Origin of the sequence: Curtobacterium sp. SL109, assembly GCF_026672405.1 — a bacterium.
GTDB lineage: Bacteria > Actinomycetota > Actinomycetes > Actinomycetales > Microbacteriaceae > Curtobacterium.
In genome coordinates this window covers 2081281-2102265 of record NZ_JAPPRB010000002.1, presented here as the reverse complement: position 1 = coordinate 2102265, position 20985 = coordinate 2081281, and the positions used below count along the sequence as shown (strand labels likewise).

Genomic DNA, 20985 nt, shown 5'->3' with positions numbered 1-20985 from the left:
ATGCATCTACCTTTGGGTGCGTGCCCCGCTCCAGTGCCCTCCCCCGTCGGTCCGTCGACCGACGCACCCGGATGGCCGGGATCGCGACGCTCGTGTGCTTCGCCGTGGCCGCTGCCGCGCGGGTCCTCGTCGACACGTCCACCGCTGGCTTCGACGCACCCGCCCGGTACACCACGGCGGCGCCGAGCGGGTGGACGGCCTTCGACACGGTGAACGTCGTCGCCGTGGCCGGTGCCAGCCTCGCCGGCGCCGCGGTCCTGCTCTTCGGCGCGACGCTCGTCTCCGCCGTGCTCCACCACCCGGGGCGCCGCCTGCCCCTCGTGATCGGGGCCGTCACGCTCGTGATGGTGCTCGGCGCCGTCCTCGCCGGGACGGTCGCGAGCGGCCGGACCGACTTCGCCGTCGTCACGGAACTCGAGCTGCTGCGGACCGCACTGGCAGGACTGGCGGTCGCGAGCCTCCCGGCGGTCGTCCTGGGCGCACTGCGCGCCCGCGGCGAGACGTGACACCGTCGGCGACGGTCGTCCTGGGCGCGGTGCGCGCCCGCGCCCGCCGCTGAGCCCTACTTCTTCTTCTCTTCGACGTCCCCGGAGAGCGCGGCGATGAAGGCCTCTTGCGGGACCTCGACCCGGCCGATCGTCTTCATGCGCTTCTTGCCCTCCTTCTGCTTCTCGAGGAGCTTGCGCTTGCGGGTGATGTCACCGCCGTAGCACTTCGCGAGGACGTCCTTGCGCATGGCGCGGATGCTCTCACGGGCGATGATGCGCGCGCCGATGGCGGCCTGGATCGGGACCTCGAACTGCTGGCGTGGGATGAGCTTGCGGAGCCGCTCGGTCATCAGCGTGCCGTACGCGTAGGCCTTGTCGCGGTGCACGATCGCGCTGAAGGCGTCGACCTGGTCGCCCTGCAGCAGGATGTCGACCTTGACGAGGTCGGCGGCCTGGTCGCCGACGGGCTCGTAGTCGAGGCTGGCGTAGCCCTGTGTCTTGCTCTTGAGCTGGTCGAAGAAGTCGAAGACGATCTCGCCGAGGGGCATCTGGTAGCGGATCTCGACGCGGTCCTCGCCGAGGTACTCCATGCCGAGCAGGGAACCGCGGCGCTGCTGGCACAGCTCCATGATCGCGCCGACGTAGTCCTTCGGTGCCAGGATCGCGGCACGGACCATCGGCTCGCGGACCTCGATGATGCGCCCGGTCGGGAACTCGGACGGGTTCGTGACCTCGGTGACCGTGTTGTCCTCGTTCGTGACCTCGTAGATCACGCTCGGGGCGGTGGTGATGAGGTCGAGGTTGAACTCGCGGGACAGGCGCTCGGTGATGATCTCGAGGTGCAGCAGGCCGAGGAAGCCGCAGCGGAACCCGAAGCCGAGCGCGACGGAGGTCTCCGGCTCGTAGACCAGCGCGGCGTCCGAGAGCTTGAGCTTGTCGAGCGCTTCGCGGAGGTCCGGGTAGTCCGAGCCGTCGATCGGGTACAGGCCCGAGAAGACCATCGGCTTCGGGTCCGTGTAGCCGGGCAGGGCCTCGGTCGCCGGGCGCTGGGCACTCGTGACGGTGTCGCCGACCTTGGACAGGCGGACGTCCTTCACCCCGGTGATGAGGTAGCCGACCTCGCCGACGGACAGGCCCTTCGTGGGGATCGGCTCCGGGCTCGACACCCCGATCTCGAGGATCTCGTGCGTCGACTTGGTCGACATCATCTGGACCTTCTCGCGCGGGGCGATCGAGCCGTCGATCATGCGGATGTACGTCACGACGCCGCGGTAGCTGTCGTAGACCGAGTCGAAGATCATCGCGCGGGGCGCGGCGTCGACCGTGCCGACCGGGGCGGGGACCGTCCGGACGACGAGGTCGAGGAGCTCCGGCACGCCGACGCCGGTCTTGCCGGAGACGCGGAGGACGTCCTCGGGCTTGCCGCCGATGAGCTGGGCGAGCTCGGCCGCGTACTTGTCGGGGTCGGCGGCGGGCAGGTCGATCTTGTTGAGGACCGGGATGATCTGCAGGTCGTTCTCGAGCGCCAGGTAGAGGTTCGCGAGCGTCTGGGCCTCGATGCCCTGGGCGGCGTCGACGAGCAGGATGGCGCCCTCGCACGCGGCGAGGGAGCGGGAGACCTCGTACGAGAAGTCGACGTGCCCGGGCGTGTCGATCATGTTCAGCGCGTAGGTCTGACCGTCGAGCTCCCACGGCATGCGGACGGCCTGCGACTTGATCGTGATGCCGCGCTCACGCTCGATGTCCATGCGGTCGAGGTACTGCGCGCGCATCGCACGGTCCTCGACGATGCCGGTGATCGAGAGCATGCGGTCGGCCAGCGTGGACTTGCCGTGGTCGATGTGCGCGATGATGCAGAAGTTGCGGATCGCGTCGGCCGGAGTCGCGGCGGGCTCGAGCGGAGCGGATGCTTGTGGGCTCACGGTTCCTCAGGTGGGTCGGACGGTCAGGAGATTGTCCCACGGTTGCGTCCCGGCAGCGTGCGGGCGGTGCGGGGCGGCCGCGCGGCTGGCGCGTGGTGCGAGGTTGACCACCTCGTGCAGCCCTGGATGCCCGCACGGGGCGACCGACCTCGCACCAGGCGGAGGAGCGCGCACGGTGCGGGGCGTGGCGGGGCCGCGCCGAGCCTCCCGGCCGGGTCCGACGGAGGGTCCGGCTCAGACGACCGCGTGCGCCGGGGCCGGCAGCGCGCCCAGGCCGCGCCGCAGGTCCTCCGGGGTCGCCGCCAGGCAGACGCGGATCCAGCCCTCGCCGCTGCGGCCGAACGCGCTGCCCGGTGCCACGGCGACCCGCTCGCGCTGCAGGAACGCCAACGCCCACGCGGCGACGTCCCCCTGGGCGGCGTGCGCGACGTCGATCCACAGGTAGAAGGAGCCGTCCGGTGCGTTGTACCGGATGCCGGCGGCGTCGAGGACCTCGGTCGCGACCTCGAGGTTGGCGCGGTAGTGCTCCCGGGCGTCGCGCACGGCGGAGTGGTCCCCCACGATCGCTGCGAGGGCCGCGTACTGGTCGGGCTCGGCGACGCAGCTGATCATCGACTCCTGCACGGTGCGCATCGTCGGGCCCAGGCCCTTCGGGGTCACGAGGTACCCGACCCGGACCCCCGTCATCGCGTACGTCTTGCTCAGCGAGAAGGCGGTGAAGACGCGGTCGTCCTCGTCGAGGGCGGCCAGGCTGACGTGCCGGGTGCCGTAGGTGAAGTACTCGTAGACCTCGTCGCTGATCACCCAGAGGTCGTGTTCCTTCGCGAACGCCAGGATCCGCCGGAGCGTCGCCTCGCTGAACACCGTGCCGAGCGGGTTCGACGGCGAATTCACCACGATGGCCCGGGTCCGCTCGGTCACGCTCGCAGCGAGGGCGTCGAGGTCCGGCTCGAACCCGTGCTCCGGCCCGAGGCGGTACGGCACCGGCGTCGCGCCGATGATGTGGGCGTTCATCGTGAACGTCGTGTACCCGGGGTCGGGCACGAGCAGCTCGTCACCCGGGCTGAGCACGAGGGTCATCGCCTGGAACAGCGCCTGCGTCGCGCCGATCGTCATCCAGATCTGCTCGAGGTCGGCCTCGATGCGGTTCTCCCGCCGGAGCTTCTCCTGCACGGCCAGGCGCAGCGGCGTGATGCCGCCGTTCGGGGTGTACCCGGTGCGGTCCTCGGTCCAGGCACGTCGGGCCGCGTCCCCGATGTGCGTGGCCACCGGGACGTCCGGCTCGCCGATGACGAGCATCGTGACGTCCACGCCGTCCGCCTGGAGCAGGGCGGCCTGCTCGAAGACGCGGCGGATGCCGGAGGCGGGGACGGTGTCGATCCGAGGTGCGAGGGACGGCATGCTCGACACGGTAACGCCGCCGTGTTTCGGGGCGGTGACACGGGCGTGGTTCGGCGCGGTGTCGCGGGCGTGGTTCCGCGCGGAGCCGCGGGAGCGGGGCGTGTCGCGCGCGTTGATCCGCACCCCTGACCCTGGTAATGTGGCTTGCTGGCTTACGCGTTCCGTCGCCCACGGGTGGAACGCGATGCGACCAAGGGCCCCTCTACCCAGCGGTCGCGACCACCCGTCCGAGACGAAGCAGGAGCAACACATGGCGAACATCAAGTCGCAGATGAAGCGCATCAAGACCAACCTCAAGGCCACCGAGCGCAACAAGGCCTACAAGTCCGAGCTGAAGACGTTCATCCGTCACACCAACGAGGCCATCGTCGCCGGCGACAAGGAGAAGGCCACCGCCGCTCTCGCCGTCGCGTCGAAGAAGCTCGACAAGGCCGTGAGCAAGGGCGTCATCCACAAGAACCAGGCCGCGAACCGCAAGTCGGCCATCGCGAAGAAGGTCAGCGCGCTCTGAGCGTCTGATCCTCTCGAAGGCCCCGCACCGTTCCGGTGTGGGGCCTTCGTCGTTCCCGGGGTCGGCGCGGGGGGCTGGGGTGGCGGCGGGCGGGCGCGCTGACGCGCGGGCGGCGGCGCGGCTGGTTCCGGATGACGACGCACAACGGAAATCCGCTGGCGCCGCCGGAATCCGTGGTTCGGGCCGACACCCGTTGTGCGGCGTCGGCCTGGAGGCTCGGCTCACCACACCGGGGCTCGCCGCGTCGGGCAACGGTGCGACGTCGGCCGGGAGGCTCGGCTCAGCTCACCGGGGTTCGCCGCGTCGGGCGATGGTGCGGACCATGACCTCGAGCGCGTAGTGGGCGTCGCGTGAGCCGCCCTTCACCGCGGTGTCGGCCTCGGCGATGCTGATGATCGCGTTCGCCAGCCCGGACTCACTCCACCCGGCGACGTCCCGCTGGGCACGCTGCACCTGCCACGGCGCCATGCCGAGCGCGGACGCGGCCTGACCGCTGGAGCCCCGGAAGGAACTGACCTTCGCCATGGTCCGGATCTTGCTCGCGAACGCGGCGACGATCGGCACGGGTGCCTCGCCCGTCGCCAGGGCGTGCCGCAGCTCCACGATGGCCGGAGCGGACCGCCCGGCGAGGGCGATGTCCGCGACCTTGAACGCGTTCGTCTCGACGCGGCCGCCGTAGTACTTGTCGACGACCCGGTCGGTGATCTCCTGGGCCTCGTCCGCCAGGAGCTGCCGGCACGCCGCCGCCAGCTCGGCGAGGTCGTCGGCGAACGCGGCGACCAGCGTGCGCACGGCCGAGGGTGCGATCTTGCGTCGGGCAGCGCGGAACTCGGCGTTCACGAAGTCGATGCGGTCGGTCTCCCGCTTGAGCTCGTCGCACAGGACCTCGATCCCCCCGCCGACGCCGCTGCGGATCGTGTCGAGGAGCTTCTTGCCGCGCACCCCGCCGCCGTGCCGCAGCACCAGGGTGACGTCGTCGGCCGGGTTGCCCAGGTACGAGATCGTCTCCGTGATGAAGGCGTCCGTGCACTTCTCGACGTTGGTGACCCGGACGAGCCGCGGTTCGCCGAACAGGGACGGGCTGGCAAGCGTCGCCAGCAGGCCGGGCGCGTACTGGTCGGCTTCGAGGTCGTGGACCTCGAGCGCGGGGTCCTCGCCGACGAGCAGGTCGCGGAGCATGCCGGTCGCACGCTCGGCGAGGAAGGTCTCGGGTCCGGTGACGAGGACGACGGGCGCGGGACGGATGCCCGACCACGGGACCTGGTCGATCTTCGCGGCGGCGCGCGCGGGCTTCTTGGCGGGCATGCGGTCCTTCCGACGGTGCGTGGTCGAGTCTACGGGCCGCCCCCGACGTGGGCCGTCGCAGGGCGAGCGTCGCTGCAGTCCCCCGAGCAGCCGGTGCCGGGGTCCGTGTCGGCGACGGTGGTGCCGCCTGCCGTTCCGTCCAGACCTCCGGGCCGGCGACAGCACCACGGACGACGATCGTCCCCTGCCGGTCGGTGCGGAAGGGCGTCGTGCCGGCGGCGGCGAGCATCTCGAGCGCCCGCTCCGTCGGGTGCCCGTACGTGTTGTCCGCGCCGACGCCGATGAGTCCGACCGGCGCTGCGAGCTCGCGGTAGAGCGTGGGGTCCTGGTCTGCGGACCCGTGGTGCGCGACCTTCACCAGGTCGACGGGCCCGAGCGCCGTGGACGCCGGGACCGACCCACGCAGCCGTCGTTGTGCCGTGGCGTCGAGGTCCCCGAGGAACACCCCGGTCAGGCACGTCGTGCACCCCGGTGGTCGGTCCGTCCGCAGCACAATGCTCGCCTCGTTGCCGCTCGTCGGGTCCGACACCCGCGGCCAGAGCACGTGCCAGGGCACCCGCCCGAGCACCCCGTGCACGCCGTCGTCGGCACGCCGGACGTCCACCCCCGCGGTCTCGAGCCGTCGGAGCACCCCGGCGTCGGCCGGCCGTACCGGCGGTCCGACGAGCGCCAGGTCCACGTCCCCGACGACCTCGTCCAGTGCACCGACGTGGTCCTCGTCGTAGTGGGTCAGCACGAGCAGGTCGATCCGGTCGACGCCGAGCAGGTCGAGACAGCTCCGCAGCCGAACGGGGTCGTCGCCGACGTCGACGAGCGCGGTGCTCGTGCCGTCCCGCAGGAGCACCGCATCCCCCTGCCCGACGTCGCACATCGCCACGGACCAGTCCCGCGGCAGCCCCGCGCGCGTCAGGACCGTCGGCACCACCGTGGTCGCGAGCCCGATCGCTGTCACCACCGAGGCCACGAGCACGAACGGTGTCCGGACCCCCGCCGGTGCGAGCACCACGCCGACGACCGCACCACTGACCACGACGGCGGTCACGACGCCGACCGCCCCGGCCGGCCACGGGAGCGAGGCCACGGGCAGCCCGGCCGCCGTCTGGGCGATGACCCCGATCGCGGCAGCCGGAGCCCACGCGACCGCCGCCACGACGCCGCCCGCTGCCGGCCACAGCGGCGCCAGCACGCACGCCAGCAGCCCGATGACCGTCACCACGGGGGCGAACGGCTCCGCCAGCAGGTTCGCCGGGACCGCGTACGTCGGCAGGGCGGGTGCGAGCGGGATCGTCAGCGGCCAGCACGCCACCTGCGCGGCGAACGGCACGGCGACGGCAGCGGCCACCGGTGTCCAGCAGCGCCGTGCGAGCAGCGCCGTCAGCGGTGGCCCGAGCACGACGATCCCCGAGGTCGCCAGCACCGACAGGCCGAAGGCGAACGACCGTGCGAACCACGGGTCGACGACGAGCATCACGACCGCCGCGAGCGCGATGAGCGGCACACCACGGACCGGACGACCCGACAGGTGCACCACGAGCACGACGACGGCCATCACGGTCGCGCGGAGGATCGACGGGTCCGGGCGGACGAGCACGACGAACCCGACGAGGAGCACCACCGCCAGCGCTGCCCGGGCGCCACGGCCGAGCCCGGCGGCGCGACCGAGCAGCACCACGAGGGCCACGACCACCGCGCAGTTCGAGCCGGAGACCGCGGTCAGGTGGGTCAGGGCGCTGGCCTCCATCGCGGCCTCGGTCGCCGGGTCCAGACCGCTGCGGTCGCCGATCGCCAGCCCCCGGAGCAGTGCTCCCCGGGCTGTGGCAGGTCCGCGGTCACGGTGGCGAAGGCCCCGCGCGCGTGGTCCGTCAGCGCGAGGAGCCCGGTCGGCGGTTCCGTGGCTGCCGGCCCGCGGAGGAACACCACGAAGGCGGTCGCGGACCCGGCCTCGTCCGACTCGATCGCTGCCCGCGCCGTCAGCGTCGTGCCGGCTCCGAGCGAGCCCTGACGAGGAGCATCATCGTCCACAGCGGGAACCACTCGCACAGGCACGTCGAGCCCCGTCGCAGCGCCGGCCGCACGCAGGGTCGCCACGACCGACCGGTCCGCCCCGGCGAGGTCCCGGTCGAGCACCACCGTCACGGACGCCGACCGCCCGGCCAGGGCCTCGAGTGCCGCGGGGCTCCGGCGGGGGTCCCCGACGGCGACGGCGACCGCGACGAGGGAGACGAACGCGGCCGACGTCACCACGAACGCCGCGACGACCCGCACGCGCTCGCCGGACGGCCGAACCCACAGCAGGGCCGTCCCCGTGAGGAGCACCCCGCCGGCGACCGCTGCCACCGCCCATGCCGCCGACGTGGACCCGACGAGCACGGCGGCGACGACCCACGCGACCGCGACGGGCACCGCGATGCGCAGGTCAGCTCGCGCGGGCGTGACGTTCACACGCGCACCCGGTCCTGCAGCTCGGCGAAGCGGCCGTCCCCGATCCCGCTGACGTCGAGCAGGTCCTCGACCGCGGAGAACCGACCGTGCTCCTCCCGCCACGCGAGGATCCGCTGCGCCAGCCCCGGACCGATGCCGGGCAGGGTCTCGAGGGCGGCCTGGTCCGCGCTGTTCAGGTCGACGACGTCCGACGCTGCAGACCCGTCTGAGCCCGCGGCCCCGGACACCCCAGACCCAGGACCGGGATCAGCCCCAGCGGACCCAGCAGGACCAGCAGCGCCACCGCTGTCGGCACCGAGCGCCTGCGGCACGTCGACCTCACCGACCCGCGGCACGTAGAGCCGCTCACCGTCGACGAGCGGCCGCGCCAGGTTGAGCCGGGCGAGGTCCGCGTCCCCGGACGCACCGCCCGCGGCCTCGAGCGCATCGGTGACCCGGCCACCCCCTGGCACCGTCACCACCCCGGCGTGCGCCACGGCGCCGAGCACGTGCACGACGACGGACGGCGCGGCGGACGTCGATGCCGACGCCGACGGTCCGGCACGCCCAGCCGAGGCCGAGGCCGACGCCGCCCCAGCACCAGCAGCAGCACCCCCAGCCCCAGCAGCACCAGCCCCAGCACCAGCCGCGCCTCCTGCCGGAGCGGACGCCCCCACCGACGCCGCCCCCGTCACCGACGTCACCCCGCCCGCGCCGCTCCCCCGCGAACCGAGCACGATGACGACCAGCGCGACGACCACCACCACGGCAGCGACGACGAGCGCCGCGCGGGGCGAGAGCGTGAACCGTGACATGGCCGGAACGCTACGGAGCCCGGTCCGACGACCGGGCCCCGACGAGCGACACCGTGGACGAACGACGCCGCCCTGCGCATGTGGAGGAGTGGACTACCCCTTGATGGCGATGTTGACGAGCTTCGGCGCCCGCACGATGACCTTGACGACCTCCCGGTCGCCGATGTACCGCTGCACCGACTTCGACGCGCGCGCGAGCCGTTCGAGCTCGTCGGCCTCGATCGACTTCGACACCTCGAACGAGTCACGCACCTTGCCGTTGACCTGGACCACTGCGGTCAGGGTCTCCTGCACGAGCAGCGTCGGGTCGGCCTTGCGCCACCCGTACGTGGCGACCGAGGCGTCGTAGCCCAGCGTCTGCCACATCTCCTCGCCGGTGTACGGCGCGAAGACGCTCAGCCCGAGGGCCACGGTCTCCGCGGCCTCGCGCACGGCGGGGTCGCCGGCACCGGGGCCGCTGTCGATGGCCTTGCGCGTGACGTTCACCAGGTCCATCAGCCGCGCGATCACGACGTTGAACTTGAAGGACTCCATCAGCCCCGGGGCGTCGGAGAGGAACCGGTGGGTGACCTGACGGACGGCTCGGTCGCCCTCGGCCCACACGGCATCGGGCGTCGACGTGACGTCCGTCGCCAGGCGGTACGCACGCGCCAGGAACCGCGCAGAGGCCGCCGGGGAGACGTCCTCCCAGTTGATGTCGTCCTCCGGCGGACCGGCGAAGCCCATCACCAGGCGGATGGCGTCGACGCCGTGCGCGTCGAGCTCGTCACCGAGGGAGACGCCACCCTTCGACTTCGACATCTTCGAGCCGCCGGAGAGCACCATGCCCTGGTTCAGCAGCGCCGAGAACGGCTCGGTGAAGTCGAGGTAGCCGAGGTCGAACAGGACCTTCGTGACGAAGCGCGCGTACAGCAGGTGCAGGATCGCGTGCTCGACGCCGCCGATGTACTGGTCGACGGGTGCCCACTTGTTCACGAGCGCCGGGTCGAAGGCCTGGGTGTCGTCGTTCGCGGACAGGAAGCGCAGGAAGTACCACGACGAGTCGACGAACGTGTCCATCGTGTCGGCGTCGCGCTTGGCGGGGGTGCCGTCGACCGGGTTCGGCACGTTCACCCAGTCGGTCGCACCGCCCAGGGGCGACGTACCCTTCGGCTTCAGGTCGAGGCCCTCGGTGGGGGGCAGCACGACGGGCAGCTGGTCCTCCGGCACCGGGTACTCGGTGCCGTCCTCGCCGTGGATGATCGGGATCGGGGTGCCCCAGAAGCGCTGCCGGGAGATCAGCCAGTCGCGCAGACGGTACGTCTTCGCTGCACGACCCGTCCCGCGCTCGTCGAAGGAGCTTGATGGCCGCGGTGATCGCGTGCTGCTTGCTCATGCCGTCGAGCGGTCCGGAGTTGATCATCCGACCGGTGCCGGTCAGCGCCTGGCCGGTGCTGACCGGGTCGAGCGAGGGGATGTCGAAGTCGTCGAGCGTCGCGCCCTCGGGGATCACCGGGATGGCACCGGTCACGGCCGCGTTCGTGTCGACGACGACCTTCACGGGCAGGTCGAACGTCCGCGCGAAGTCGAGGTCGCGCTGGTCGTGCGCCGGGACCGCCATTACGGCGCCGTGGCCGTAGTCGGCGAGGACGTAGTCGGCGGCCCAGATCGGCAGGCGCTCCCCCGTCAGCGGGTGGATCGCGAACCGGTCGAGCGGCACGCCGGTCTTCGGGCGGTCCGCGTTCTGTCGGTCGATCTCGGAGGTCTTCTGCGTGGCGACGAGGTAGTCCTCGAACGCGGCGCGGGTGTCGTCACCGACAGTTGCGACCAGCTCAGCCGCCAGGTCCGAGTCCGGCGCCACGACCAGGAACGTCACGCCGTGGATGGTGTCCGGCCGGGTGGTGAAGACGGTCACGGGCTCGTCGCGGCCCTCGATCACGAAGTCGACGTCGGCACCGACCGAGCGGCCGATCCAGTTGCGCTGCATCGCGATGACCTTGGCGGGCCAGCGGCCCTCGAGCTGGTTCAGGTCGTCGAGCAGCCGGTCGGCGTACTCGGTGATCCCGAAGTACCACTGCGTCAGCTTCTTCTTGACGACGACGGCGCCGGAGCGGTCCGAGGTGCCGTCGGGCAGGACCTGCTCGTTCGCCAGCACGGTCTGGTCCACCGGGTCCCAGTTGACCCAGCTGTCCTTGCGGTAGGCCAGGCCCTTCTCGTACATCTTCAGGAACAGCCACTGGTTCCACTTGTAGTACTCGGGGTCCGAGGTGTGGATCTCCGTGGACCAGTCGAACGACGGCGCGTAGCGCTTGAACGACGCCTTCTGCTGCGCGATGTTCGCGTAGGTCCAGTCCTTGGGGTCGACGCCGCGCTTGATCGCCGCGTTCTCCGCGGGCAGGCCGAACGAGTCCCACCCGATCGGGTGCATGACGTTGAAGCCCTGCTGCCGCCAGTAGCGCGCCACGAAGTCGCCGAGCGCCCAGTTCTCCGCGTGGCCCATGTGCAGGTCGCCCGACGGGTACGGGAACATCTCGAGGATGTACTTCCGCGGACGACGGTCGTCGGGGTCGGCGGTGAAGAGGCCGAGCTCTTCCCAGCGCCCCTGCCACTTGTCCTGGATGCGACGGAAGTCGTAGGCGTTCGGGTCCTCGACGTGCTGCTCGTTGGTCACGGAACTCTCAATCGGTCTGGAGGCGCGGTGCAGGTCGCGCGGACGTGCGCCGGTCCCCAAGATTACAAGGCCGGTGCGACGGTGCGGGACACGCGTGTGCTCACGCCGCGACGCGGCCGTCCCGCATCCGGATGGTCCTGGTCACCAGGGCAGTCGGCACCGGCACGTGCGACACGACGAGGACGGTCCGCCCGGCGGCCTGCGCCGTGGCGACGAGGTCACGGAGCAGCGCGTCGCCGAGGTCCGGGTCGATGTCAGCCGTCGGTTCGTCGAGGACGAGCACCGGGAACGCGTGCAGCAGCGCCCGCGCCAGTGCCAGCCGGTGCGCCTGCCCGCCGGACAGCAGCCCACCGCGCTCCCCCACGTCGGCGTCGAGCCCACCCCGCCGCTCGACCCAGTCGCCGAGGCCGACGCGCGCCAGGACCGCGAGGAGCTCGTCGTCGGTGGCCGACTCCTTCGCGAAGAGCAGGTTCTGCCGGACCGACTGGTCGAACACGAACGGGTCCTGCTCGATCAGGCCGACGCGGGCGCGGACGGCGTCGGGGTGCATCGTGCGGGCCTCGACGCCGTCGAGCGTGTACGACCCGTCGTGGTCGACGAACCGGACCAGGGCGTCCACCAGGGTCGACTTCCCCGCGCCGCTCGGCCCCTCGAGGACGACGACCTCGCCCGGCGCCAGGGTGAACGAGACCCCGTCGACCGCGGCGACCTGGGACCCGGGCCAGCGCACGGTCAGGTCCCGCACCGCGAGCGTGACCGGACCGTCGACGACCAGGTCCTCCGGGGCGGCGTCGGCGTCGGGCTCCGGCACGACGCCGACGGGTGTGGTCGCCGGGACGACACGCTCCACCCGGTCAGCGGCTGCCCGGACCCGCCGCAGCGTGAGCACCGCGAGCGGGACGGTGCCGACGACCTCGAACAGGGCGAGCGGCACGAAGACCGCCAGTGCCCAGAGCGGACCGTCGAGCGCACCGGACACGACCGCCGGCGCTCCGACGGCGAGGACCCCCACGACGGCGCCGCTACCGATGAGCCCGACGAGCGCCCCGACGAGGGCCTCGACGCTGGCACGACGCCGGACGGCCCGTGTCACCCGGGCATCGAGGGCGTCGATGTGGGCGAGTCGCTCGTCGAGCGTGCCGTACGCGGCGAAGACGTCGAGCGTCCGCACGGTGTCGAGCACCAGGTCCGCGACCCGGCCCCGGTCCGCCGCGGTCTCGGCGTCGCTCCGCCGGGCGATCGACGCCGTCACGACGGACCCGAGCGCCGCGGCGACGACCAGCGCGACGAGCAGGACGAGCGCTGCCGGCACCGACACCAGGCTGACCGCCACGACCGACAGCAGCGCGGTGACGCCGGCGGACACGAGCGGCCCGACGACCCGGATCGGCAGGTCCTGCAGCCGGTCCGTGTCGGTGACGAGCCGTGTCAGCAGGTCACCACGACCGGTGGAGCCGAGCCCCGCTGGCGCGACCGAGGCGAGCCGTCGGTACGTCTCCGTCCGGACGACGGCCAGCTGCCGGAACGACGCGTCGTGCCCCGCGAGCCGGTCCATGTACCGCAGCGCTGCCCGGCCGAGCGCGAACGCGCGCACCCCGACCATCACGAGCGTCAGGTACAGGATCGGCGGGTGTTCCGCCGCACGGGTGATGAGGTAGCCGCTCGCCGCGAGCAGCGCCACCGCGCAGAGCGCACTCAGCGCGCCGGCGGCGACGGCACGGCCCCACACCGGACCACGGGGCATGGCGAGCCGGAGGACGGAGCCGACCCGGGCCTCCCGGCTGGTGGCGCGGCTCATGCGCGCGCCCCCTCGACCGGTGCGGGGCTGCCGACGTCGATGCGGACGTCGGCGGCCGCGATGACGGCCGGACGGTGGCTGGCGACCACGACGACGGCGCCGTCGTCGGCGAGCAGCCGGATGGTCTGCAGGACGCGGGCCTCGGCCTCGGCGTCCAGGGCGGACGTCGGTTCGTCCAGCAGCACGAGCCGGGTGCCGGAGCGGTCGTGCCGGTACAGCGCCCGCGCCAGGGCGACCCGCTGGGCCTGCCCGCCGGAGAGACCGGCTCCGCCGGACCCGACCTGGAGGCCCGGGTCGACTCCCAGCCCCGCCGCACCGAGGGCGCGTGCCACGGTCTCGGGCACGGGGGTCGCGCTGAGCGCGACGTTCTCGGCGACCGTCCCGCGGACGAGCCGGGGGCGCTGGTCGGACCAGCTGATGCGCTCGTCCCGCGTCGTGCCGGCGTCGCCCGGCACGACGACCGTGCCGTCGTGGGGCAGGACCCCGCGGATCGCTGCGATGAGGCTCGACTTGCCGGAGCCGCTCGGCCCGGCGAGGACGACGACCGTGCCGGGGGCGGCGCGCAGGTCGACGGGGCCGACGACGACGTCGGGACGCCGCACGGTGACGCCGTCGAGCACCAGGGCGTCGGCGGACGAGCGGTCCTCGTCGTCGTGTCCGTCGTGCTCGTCGTGCGTGTCGTGCTCGTGGTCGTCGTCGAGGACGTCGAGGACGGCGGTGGAGGCCTCGACGCCGTCCTGGGCGGCGTGGAAGTCGGCGCCGACCTGGCGGATCGGCGCGAAGGCCTCCGGAGCCAGGACCAGCACGAACATGGCGGCGCCGAGGCCGAGCGAGCCGTCCACCAGCCGGATGCCGATCGTCACGGCGACCAGGGCGACGGACAGGCTGGCGGCGAGCTCGAGCGCGAAGCCGCTGACGAACGACAGCCGCAGGACGCCGAGGGTGCCTCGGCGGTGCTCGTCCGTGACCGTGGCGATGCGGCCGACCTGCCGCCGTGCACGCCCGAAGACCTTCAGGGTCGCCAGGCCCTCGACGGCCTCGGTGAACGCCCCGCCGAGCCGTGCCAGGGCGTCGGACTGTCGGCGCTGCAGGCTCTGTGTGGCCAGGCCGATGAGGATCATGAACACCGGGACCACGGGCAGGGCGCAGAGGACGATCACGCCGCTCGTCAGGTCACCGAGCCCGATCGCCACGAGCAGCACCGGCGTGGCGACCGCGGTCAGGGCGAGCTGCGGCAGGTACCGCCCGAAGTAGGCGTCGAGCGCGTCGAGCCCGGGGCCGAGCGTCGTCGCGAACCCGGCGCTCGAGCGCGCGGCGAGCCAGGCGGGTCCCCGTTCGGCCGCGCGCGCCAGGACGGTCCGACGCAGTTCGCGCTTCACCGTCGCTGCGGCCCGGCCGGCGAGGTCGTCGGTCGCCCAGGCGGCGACGGCGCGGAGTGCGACGGCGCCGCCGAGCAGCCAGAGCGTCGGGACGAACGCCCCGGGGACGACACCGCCGTGGTGCACGGCGTCGACCACCTCGGTGACCGCAGCCGCGATCCCCCACGCGATGGCGACGGTGGCCACGGTCCGGAGCAGACCGGTGGCGGCGGCGGCCGCGACGAAGCCGCGCGCGGAGCGCGACAGGCGGAGCAGGCGCGGGTCGAGCGGCTTCATCGCGGACCGGCCTAGTGTGCCGCGGCGGTGACGTGCGCCCGGGAGACGCGCTTGCGGAAGACCCAGTAGGTCCAGGCCTGGTAGGCGAACACGAGCGGCACGAAGACCAGCGCCACCCAGCTCATCACCGTCAGCGTGTAGGTACCGGACGAGGCGTTGGTCACCGTCAGGCTGTTCGCCGGGTCGACCGAGTCGGGCATCACGTCCGGGAAGATCGCGGTGAACATGGCCAGCACCACCGCGGCGATCGTCACGGCCATCAGCGTGAACGCCCGACCCTCGCGGCCCCAGGCGTTGCAGAGCACCGCCAGCACCAGGGCCACCGCGGCGACGACGGAGCACACGAGCGACGCCGGGGTCGCCCGGACGGAGGCCATCGCGACGAGGAACACAGCCGCGACGACGATCGTCACGATGCCGGCGCGGGTCGCCAGGCGCTTGGCCCGCTCGCGGATGTCGCCCTCGGTCTTCAGCGCGATGAACACGACGCCGTGCGTGAAGAACACGAGCAGCGTCGCCGCGCCGGTCAGCAGCGCGAAGGGGTTGAGCAGGTCGAACAGCGTGCCGGTGTAGTTGTGCCCGCTGTCCATCGGGATGCCGCGGACGACGTTGCCGAACGCGACGCCCCAGAGGAACGACGGGACCGCGCTGCCGACGATGATCATCAGGTCGAACCGGCGCTTCCACGAGCGCTGCTTGTCCTGGTGGCGGTACTCGAACGAGACGCCGCGGAGGATGAGCGCCGCCAGGATGAGCAGCAGCGCCAGGTAGAAGCCGGAGAACATCGTGGCGTACCACTCCGGGAACGCCGCGAAGAGACAGGCACCGGCGACGATCACCCAGGTCTCGTTGAGGTCCCAGACCGGGCCGATCGTGTTGATCATGACGCGCCGGTCGGTGTCGTCCTTCCCGAGGAACGGCAGCGCCATGCCGACGCCGAAGTCGAAGCCGTCGAGCACGAAGTAGCCGACGAAGAAGAGTCCGACGATCGCGAACCAGAGAACGGGCAGGTCCATCTCAGTACACCGTCACTTCGTGCTTGACCTCGCCGGTCGTCTCGTCGACCTCGGCCGGTGCGGCCGGGCCCTCCTGGGCGACCTTCTTGATGAGCCGGAACTCGACCACCGCGAGGGACCCGTAGATGAGCGTGAAGACGACCAGCGAGATGAGGACCTCGAGTCCGGTCACGTTCGGCGAGACGCCGTCGCTCGTCCGGAGCAGCCCGAACACGAGCCACGGCTGACGGCCCATCTCGGTGAAGACCCAACCCATGATCATCGCGGCCATCGGCAGCGGCACCGCCCAGGTGGCGACCCGCCAGACCCACCGCTGCTGGGGGAAGCGTCCCTTCCGGGTCAGCCACAGCCCGGCCAGTGAGACCATGACCGCTCCGACGCCGAGGGCGATCATCCAGCGGAACGACCAGTACGTGACCCAGATGACGGGCTTGTAGTTGCCCGGACCGTAGACCTGCGTGTACTGGGCCTGCAGGTCGTTGATGCCCTCCACCGTGCCGTTGAACGTGTGGGTGGAGAGGAACGAGAGCAGGTAGGGCACCCGGATCGAGAAGAGCTCGTGGACCCCGTCCGGCGTGCCCAGCGTGAAGACCGAGAACGAGGCGTCCTTGCCGGTCGCCGTGTTGTAGAGCGCCTCGGCCGCGGCCATCTTCATCGGCTGGGTGTCGACCATCGTCAGGCCGAGCTGGTCGCCGGTGAGGACCGTGAGCGCCCCGGCCGCGACCATCGTCCACAGGCCGAACTTCAGAGCCGGCATCATCGTCTCGAGGTTCTGGTTGCGGGCCAGGTGCCAGCTCGCCACCGCGATGACGACGCCGGCGGCGACCATGAAGCAGGCGAACAGGGTGTGTGGGAAGGCCGCGAGGGCGACCTTGTTCGTCAGCACGGCCCAGATGTCGGTGAGTTCCGCGCGGCCCTTGGCCTCGTTGATGACGTAGCCGACCGGGTGCTGCATGAACGCGTTCGCGGCGATGATGAAGTACGCCGACATGATCGTGCCGGCACTGACGCACCACATGCTCGCGAGGTGCAGGCCCTTCGGCAGCCGGTCCCACCCGAAGATCCAGACGCCGATGAAGGCCGCCTCGAAGAAGAACGCCAGGATGCCCTCGAGTGCGAGCGGAGCGCCGAACACGTCCCCGACGAAGCGGGAGTAGTTCGACCAGTTCATGCCGAACTGGAACTCCTGCACGATGCCGGTGACGACCCCCATCGCGAAGTTGATGAGGAACACGCGACCGAAGAACCGGGTGAGCTGCAGGTAGTGCGCCCGGCCGGTCCGGTACCACGCGGTCTGGAACGTCGCCACGACGACGGCCATGCCGATCGTCAGCGGGACGAACAGGAAGTGGTAGATCGTCGTGAGGCCGAACTGCCACCGCGACAGGATCAGGGGATCGAGGATGTCGTTCATGCGGCGGTACCGGTTCGGAACGCCGCGCGCTGTTGAGGCACGTCAGTTGCTTCCTGTGGAGGGGGTACTTCTGGTTCGTGTCACGCCCTCGGGACACCTCCACGCTAGCGCTCCTGCCACCGCTTCGACAAGTTGTAGAACCCTCGACTGCACGAACGTGCAACGCCCCTGATCGGCACAACCGTGCGGAACAGATGTCGCCCCGGGAACGACGACAGGCGCCGGGCTGATGCCCGACGCCTGCCGTGTGGAGGAAGCGATCTGCTGGTTACAGCAGGCCCTTGTCCGTGAGGAACTCCTTGGCGATGGTCGACGCCTTCTCCTTGTCGGCCGTGCTCTTGGCGTTCAGCGAGATGAGCTCGTCCGTCGTCAGGACCTTGCTCACCTTGTCGATGTCGGCGGCGGCCTTCTCGCTCACCTTGCTCGACACGACGGGCGTGACGTTCTGCGGCAGGATCAGGTTCTTCGGGTCCTTCAGGGAGACGAAGTCGTTCGCCTTGATGCTCGGGTCCGCGCTGTAGATGTCGGCGAGCTGGACGGTGTCGTCCTTGAGCGCCTTCACCGTCAGTGCCCCGCCGGAGTCCTCGACCGCCTTGAAGTCGACGTCCACGCCGTACTCGGACTTCAGGCCCTCGGGGCCGTACGGCCGGGTCTGGAACTCGGAGTTCGCACCCACGGTGAGCGAGTCCTTGACCTTGGACAGGTCGGACAGGCTCGTGACGTCGTACTTCTCCGAGAACGCCTTGGTGACCGTGTAGCTGTCCTGGTCGGTGGCCTCGGCCGAGTCGAGGGCACGGAGCCCCTTCGGCAGCGCGTCCTTGAGCCCGGACGCGATCTCGGACGCGGTCTTCGCGGTCGACTTCTTGTCGTAGTACTGCAGCAGGTTGCCGCTGTACTCGGGCATCACGTCGATGGCGCCCTTCTGCAGCTGCGGGAGGTACACCTCGCGCTGGCCGATGTTGTAGTTGCGCTTGACGTCGAAGCCGTCCTTCTCGAGGACCTGGGCGTAGAGCTCGGCGATGATCTCGTTCGAGTAGTACTGCTGCGAGCCGATGACGATGGTCTTCGAGTCGGACGAGGCGCTCGAACCGCTGTCGAGCGGGTCGCTGGACGCGCAGCCGGCGAGGGCGGCGACGACGCCGACCGCCAGCGCGGCTGCGACGCCGACGCGGATCTTGGGTGCTGTGATCACGAGGGGTTTCCTTCCGGGAGGGGATTGCGGGCTCGCTCGCGCGATCCCTTGCGTCGCCCGGCTTCCCGGCCGGAGACGCCCGCGGGCACCACCACCCGTTGCAGCAGGGAGAAGACGATCTCGAACGCGATCGCGAGGGCGATCACGAGGATGGAGGCGCCGAGCATCATGGCGTAGTCCTGGGTCTTGAGCCCGAGGAACACGTACCCGCCGAGCCCGCCGGAACCGACGTAGGCGGCGAGCGTCGCGGTGGCCACGACCTGGAGCACGGCGGCGCGGATGCCGCCGATGAGCAGCGGGAGTCCGAGCGGGATCTCGACCTTGGTCAGGATCTGCCACCCGGTCATGCCCTGCGCGCGGGCGGCGTCGACCGTGACGGGGTCGACGGACTCGATGCCGGCGTAGGCCCCGGCCAGCACAGACGGGATCGCCAGGACGACGAGCGCCAGGAGCGGTGCCTGCAGGTTCACGCCGAGCAACAGCCCGAACAGGGTCAGCACGCCGAGGGTCGGCAGGGCGCGGATGCCCCCGGACAGCGCGATCGCGAGACCACGAGCGCGGCCGGTGTGGCCGATCAGGTAGCCGAGCGGCACCGCGATGACCGAGGCGATGAGCACCGCGAGCAGCGAGATCCAGACGTGCTCCCACAGCCGCGCGGGGATGGGGTTGAAGCCGGTGTAGTTGGCGGGGTCGAACACCCAGCCGAAGGCCTGTCCGATGATCACGAGGTGGCCTCCGCTGCCTGGAGCACGCGCCGGGCCTGACGCCGGGACACGGAGGTCTTCCGGGTCCACGGCATGACCACGCGGCCGAGCAGCACGAGCAGGCCGTCGACCGCGAAGGCCAGCACGAGCACCATCACGATGCCGGCGACGATCTCCTCGGTGATGCCGCGGCCGATGCCGTCGGTGAAGAGCGACCCGAGGCTGGTGATCCCGAGGACTGCTCCCACCGTGGTGAGCGAGATCGTCGAGACCGACACGACCCGGAGGCCCGCGAGCAGCACCGGTCCGGCCAGGGGCAGGTCGACGCGGAAGAACCGCTGGACGCCTGAGTACCCCATGGCGGTGGCGGCGCCCGTCGTCGCGCTGTCGACGGACTCGAGGCCGTCCACCGTCGACCGGACCATGAGCGCCAGGCCGTACAGCGTCAGGCCGATGACGACGTTCGCCGGGTCCTGCAGGCCGGTGCCGATGAGGCTGGGCAGGGCGATGAAGAGCGGCAGCGACGGGATCGCGTAGAGGAGACCGGCGAAGGTCACGATGCCGCCGCCGATGCCGCGGGTGACCTGCTTGCCGCCCGGCCGCCGGAGACGCACGACGAGCCAGCCGATCGGGATCGACAGCAGGAAGCTGATGACGATGGGCGGCAGGGCGATCGCCAGGTGCGCCACGGTGTCGTCCCCGATCGTGTCGAGGTTCGACAGGACCCAGTTCACCGCAGACCTCCACCCTGCGCCGGAGCACCCGGGGCGTCGTGGGACGCTCCGGCCTCGTCGGTCGCGGGCAGGGTGGACGGCACGGCAGCGGCGGCGTCGACCACCGCCACGGGACCGGTCAGGACACCGGCGGCACGGCCGTCACCGTCGACGACGATCGGGCCGGTCGGCGTCTGCTCGATGCGCAGTGCGCGTCGGCCACGGCCGGCCCCGATGAAGTTGGCGACGAAGTCGTCGGCCGGCTCGGAGAGGATCTCGGCGGGCGTGCCCATCTGGGCGATCTCGCCGCCCTTCTTGAGGATGACGACCTGGTCGCCGAGCTTGAAGGCCTCGTCGATGTCGTGCGTGACGAAGACGACGGTCTTGCCGAGTTCGCGCTGCAGCCGGATGAGCTCGTCCTGCAGGTCGCTGCGGACCAGCGGGTCGACGGCACCGAACGGTTCGTCCATCAGCAGGATGTTCGGGTCGACGGCCAGGCCGCGCGCGACGCCGACACGCTGCTGCTGTCCGCCCGAGAGCTGCGAGGGGTAGCGGTCCGCGAAGGCGCGGTCGAGGCCGACGGTGTCCATCAGCTCGAGCGCACGCTGGCGGGCGTCCTGCTTGGACACGCCGGTCAGGAGCGGCACCGTGGCGATGTTGTCGGCGACCTTGCGGTGCGGCAGCAGTCCGGCGTTCTGCATCACGTAGCCGATGCTGCGCCGGAGCTTGACCGGGTCGACACCGGCGACGTCGTCGCCGTCGATCGACACGGAGCCCGACGACGGGTCGACCATGCGGTTGATCATGCGGAGCAACGTCGTCTTGCCACAGCCGCTGGACCCGACGAAGACCGTCGTGGTGCGGGAGGGGATGACGAGGTCGAACCGCTCGACGGCGTTGGTGCCGTCCGGGTACGTCTTGCGCACCGAGCGGAATTCGATCATGGGGTGGGTGCCCTTCTGGTAGGAGGTAGCCCGACT

15 protein-coding genes and 2 pseudogenes are annotated in these 20985 nt (G+C 71.4%); 2 read left to right on the top strand and 15 right to left on the bottom strand.

Annotation, left to right across the window (positions count from 1 at the left end; all coding sequences use genetic code 11):
• Nucleotides 1-20: 20 nt before the first annotated feature.
• Nucleotides 21-506, top strand: a complete 486-nt coding sequence (locus tag OVA28_RS11395) for a hypothetical protein (RefSeq protein WP_268097024.1) — start codon at nucleotides 21-23, stop codon at nucleotides 504-506.
• Nucleotides 507-562: 56 nt separating this feature from the next.
• On the opposite strand, the gene lepA is transcribed toward OVA28_RS11395, so the two are convergent.
• Both lepA and OVA28_RS11385 read right to left on the bottom strand, forming a co-directional pair.
• Complete coding sequence (gene lepA, locus OVA28_RS11390) at nucleotides 563-2410, bottom strand: translation elongation factor 4 (protein ID WP_194661186.1); 1848 nt, start codon at nucleotides 2408-2410, stop codon at nucleotides 563-565.
• A 234-nt stretch (nucleotides 2411-2644) separates the two neighbouring features.
• The gene (locus OVA28_RS11385) at nucleotides 2645-3811 is read right to left on the bottom strand and encodes a pyridoxal phosphate-dependent aminotransferase (RefSeq protein ID WP_268097023.1); all 1167 of its coding nucleotides are present in this window, start codon (nucleotides 3809-3811) and stop codon (nucleotides 2645-2647) included.
• Nucleotides 3812-4061: 250 nt separating this feature from the next.
• Between OVA28_RS11385 and rpsT the strand changes: the two genes are divergently transcribed.
• Nucleotides 4062-4322 carry a 30S ribosomal protein S20 gene (gene rpsT / locus OVA28_RS11380; RefSeq protein WP_071276041.1) on the top strand — a complete coding sequence of 87 codons (261 nt, stop codon included), beginning with the start codon at nucleotides 4062-4064 and terminating at the stop codon, nucleotides 4320-4322.
• 285 nt (nucleotides 4323-4607) lie between these two features.
• On the opposite strand, the gene holA is transcribed toward rpsT, so the two are convergent.
• From holA to OVA28_RS11320, 13 genes and pseudogenes are all read right to left on the bottom strand, one after another.
• Nucleotides 4608-5627, bottom strand: coding sequence for a DNA polymerase III subunit delta (gene holA, locus OVA28_RS11375; protein WP_268097022.1), 1020 nt, complete (start codon nucleotides 5625-5627; stop codon nucleotides 4608-4610).
• Nucleotides 5628-6258: 631 nt separating this feature from the next.
• Nucleotides 6259-7368: pseudogene (locus tag OVA28_RS19215) on the bottom strand (ComEC/Rec2 family competence protein); the annotation flags it as partial.
• The gene (locus OVA28_RS11370) at nucleotides 7350-8069 is read right to left on the bottom strand and encodes a hypothetical protein (RefSeq protein ID WP_268097021.1); all 720 of its coding nucleotides are present in this window, start codon (nucleotides 8067-8069) and stop codon (nucleotides 7350-7352) included. The gene OVA28_RS11370 and the pseudogene OVA28_RS19215, both read right to left, overlap by 19 nt.
• The gene (locus tag OVA28_RS11365; RefSeq protein WP_268097020.1) at nucleotides 8066-8863 is read right to left on the bottom strand and encodes a helix-hairpin-helix domain-containing protein; all 798 of its coding nucleotides are present in this window, start codon (nucleotides 8861-8863) and stop codon (nucleotides 8066-8068) included. Before OVA28_RS11365 ends, OVA28_RS11370 begins: the two co-directional genes overlap by 4 nt.
• Nucleotides 8864-8956: 93 nt before the next feature.
• Nucleotides 8957-11513, bottom strand: a pseudogene (gene leuS / locus OVA28_RS11360) (leucine--tRNA ligase).
• A gap of 100 nt (nucleotides 11514-11613) precedes the next feature.
• Entirely contained in the window at nucleotides 11614-13311 is a 1698-nt protein-coding gene (cydC, locus tag OVA28_RS11355) for a thiol reductant ABC exporter subunit CydC (protein ID WP_268097019.1), read from the bottom strand.
• Complete coding sequence (gene cydD / locus OVA28_RS11350; protein WP_268097018.1) at nucleotides 13308-14966, bottom strand: thiol reductant ABC exporter subunit CydD; 1659 nt, start codon at nucleotides 14964-14966, stop codon at nucleotides 13308-13310. Before cydD ends, cydC begins: the two co-directional genes overlap by 4 nt.
• 11 nt (nucleotides 14967-14977) lie before the next feature.
• Entirely contained in the window at nucleotides 14978-15982 is a 1005-nt protein-coding gene (gene cydB / locus OVA28_RS11345) for a cytochrome d ubiquinol oxidase subunit II (protein WP_268097017.1), read from the bottom strand.
• Between the two features lies 1 nt (nucleotide 15983).
• Entirely contained in the window at nucleotides 15984-17396 is a 1413-nt protein-coding gene (locus tag OVA28_RS11340) for a cytochrome ubiquinol oxidase subunit I (protein WP_194626006.1), read from the bottom strand.
• Nucleotides 17397-17664: 268 nt separating this feature from the next.
• Nucleotides 17665-18588, bottom strand: a complete 924-nt coding sequence (locus OVA28_RS11335) for an ABC transporter substrate-binding protein (RefSeq protein WP_194661193.1) — start codon at nucleotides 18586-18588, stop codon at nucleotides 17665-17667.
• The gene (locus OVA28_RS11330) at nucleotides 18585-19313 is read right to left on the bottom strand and encodes an ABC transporter permease (RefSeq protein WP_194661194.1); all 729 of its coding nucleotides are present in this window, start codon (nucleotides 19311-19313) and stop codon (nucleotides 18585-18587) included. The genes OVA28_RS11335 and OVA28_RS11330 overlap by 4 nt, the downstream gene beginning before the upstream one ends.
• Nucleotides 19310-20026 (bottom strand): ABC transporter permease, encoded by a 717-nt coding sequence (locus tag OVA28_RS11325; RefSeq protein ID WP_268097016.1) that lies wholly within the window; start codon nucleotides 20024-20026, stop codon nucleotides 19310-19312. The genes OVA28_RS11330 and OVA28_RS11325 overlap by 4 nt, the downstream gene beginning before the upstream one ends.
• Nucleotides 20023-20949: an ABC transporter ATP-binding protein gene (locus tag OVA28_RS11320; protein ID WP_194661196.1), complete on the bottom strand. Its 927-nt coding sequence runs from the start codon at nucleotides 20947-20949 to the stop codon at nucleotides 20023-20025. Before OVA28_RS11320 ends, OVA28_RS11325 begins: the two co-directional genes overlap by 4 nt.
• Nucleotides 20950-20985 lie beyond the last annotated feature (36 nt).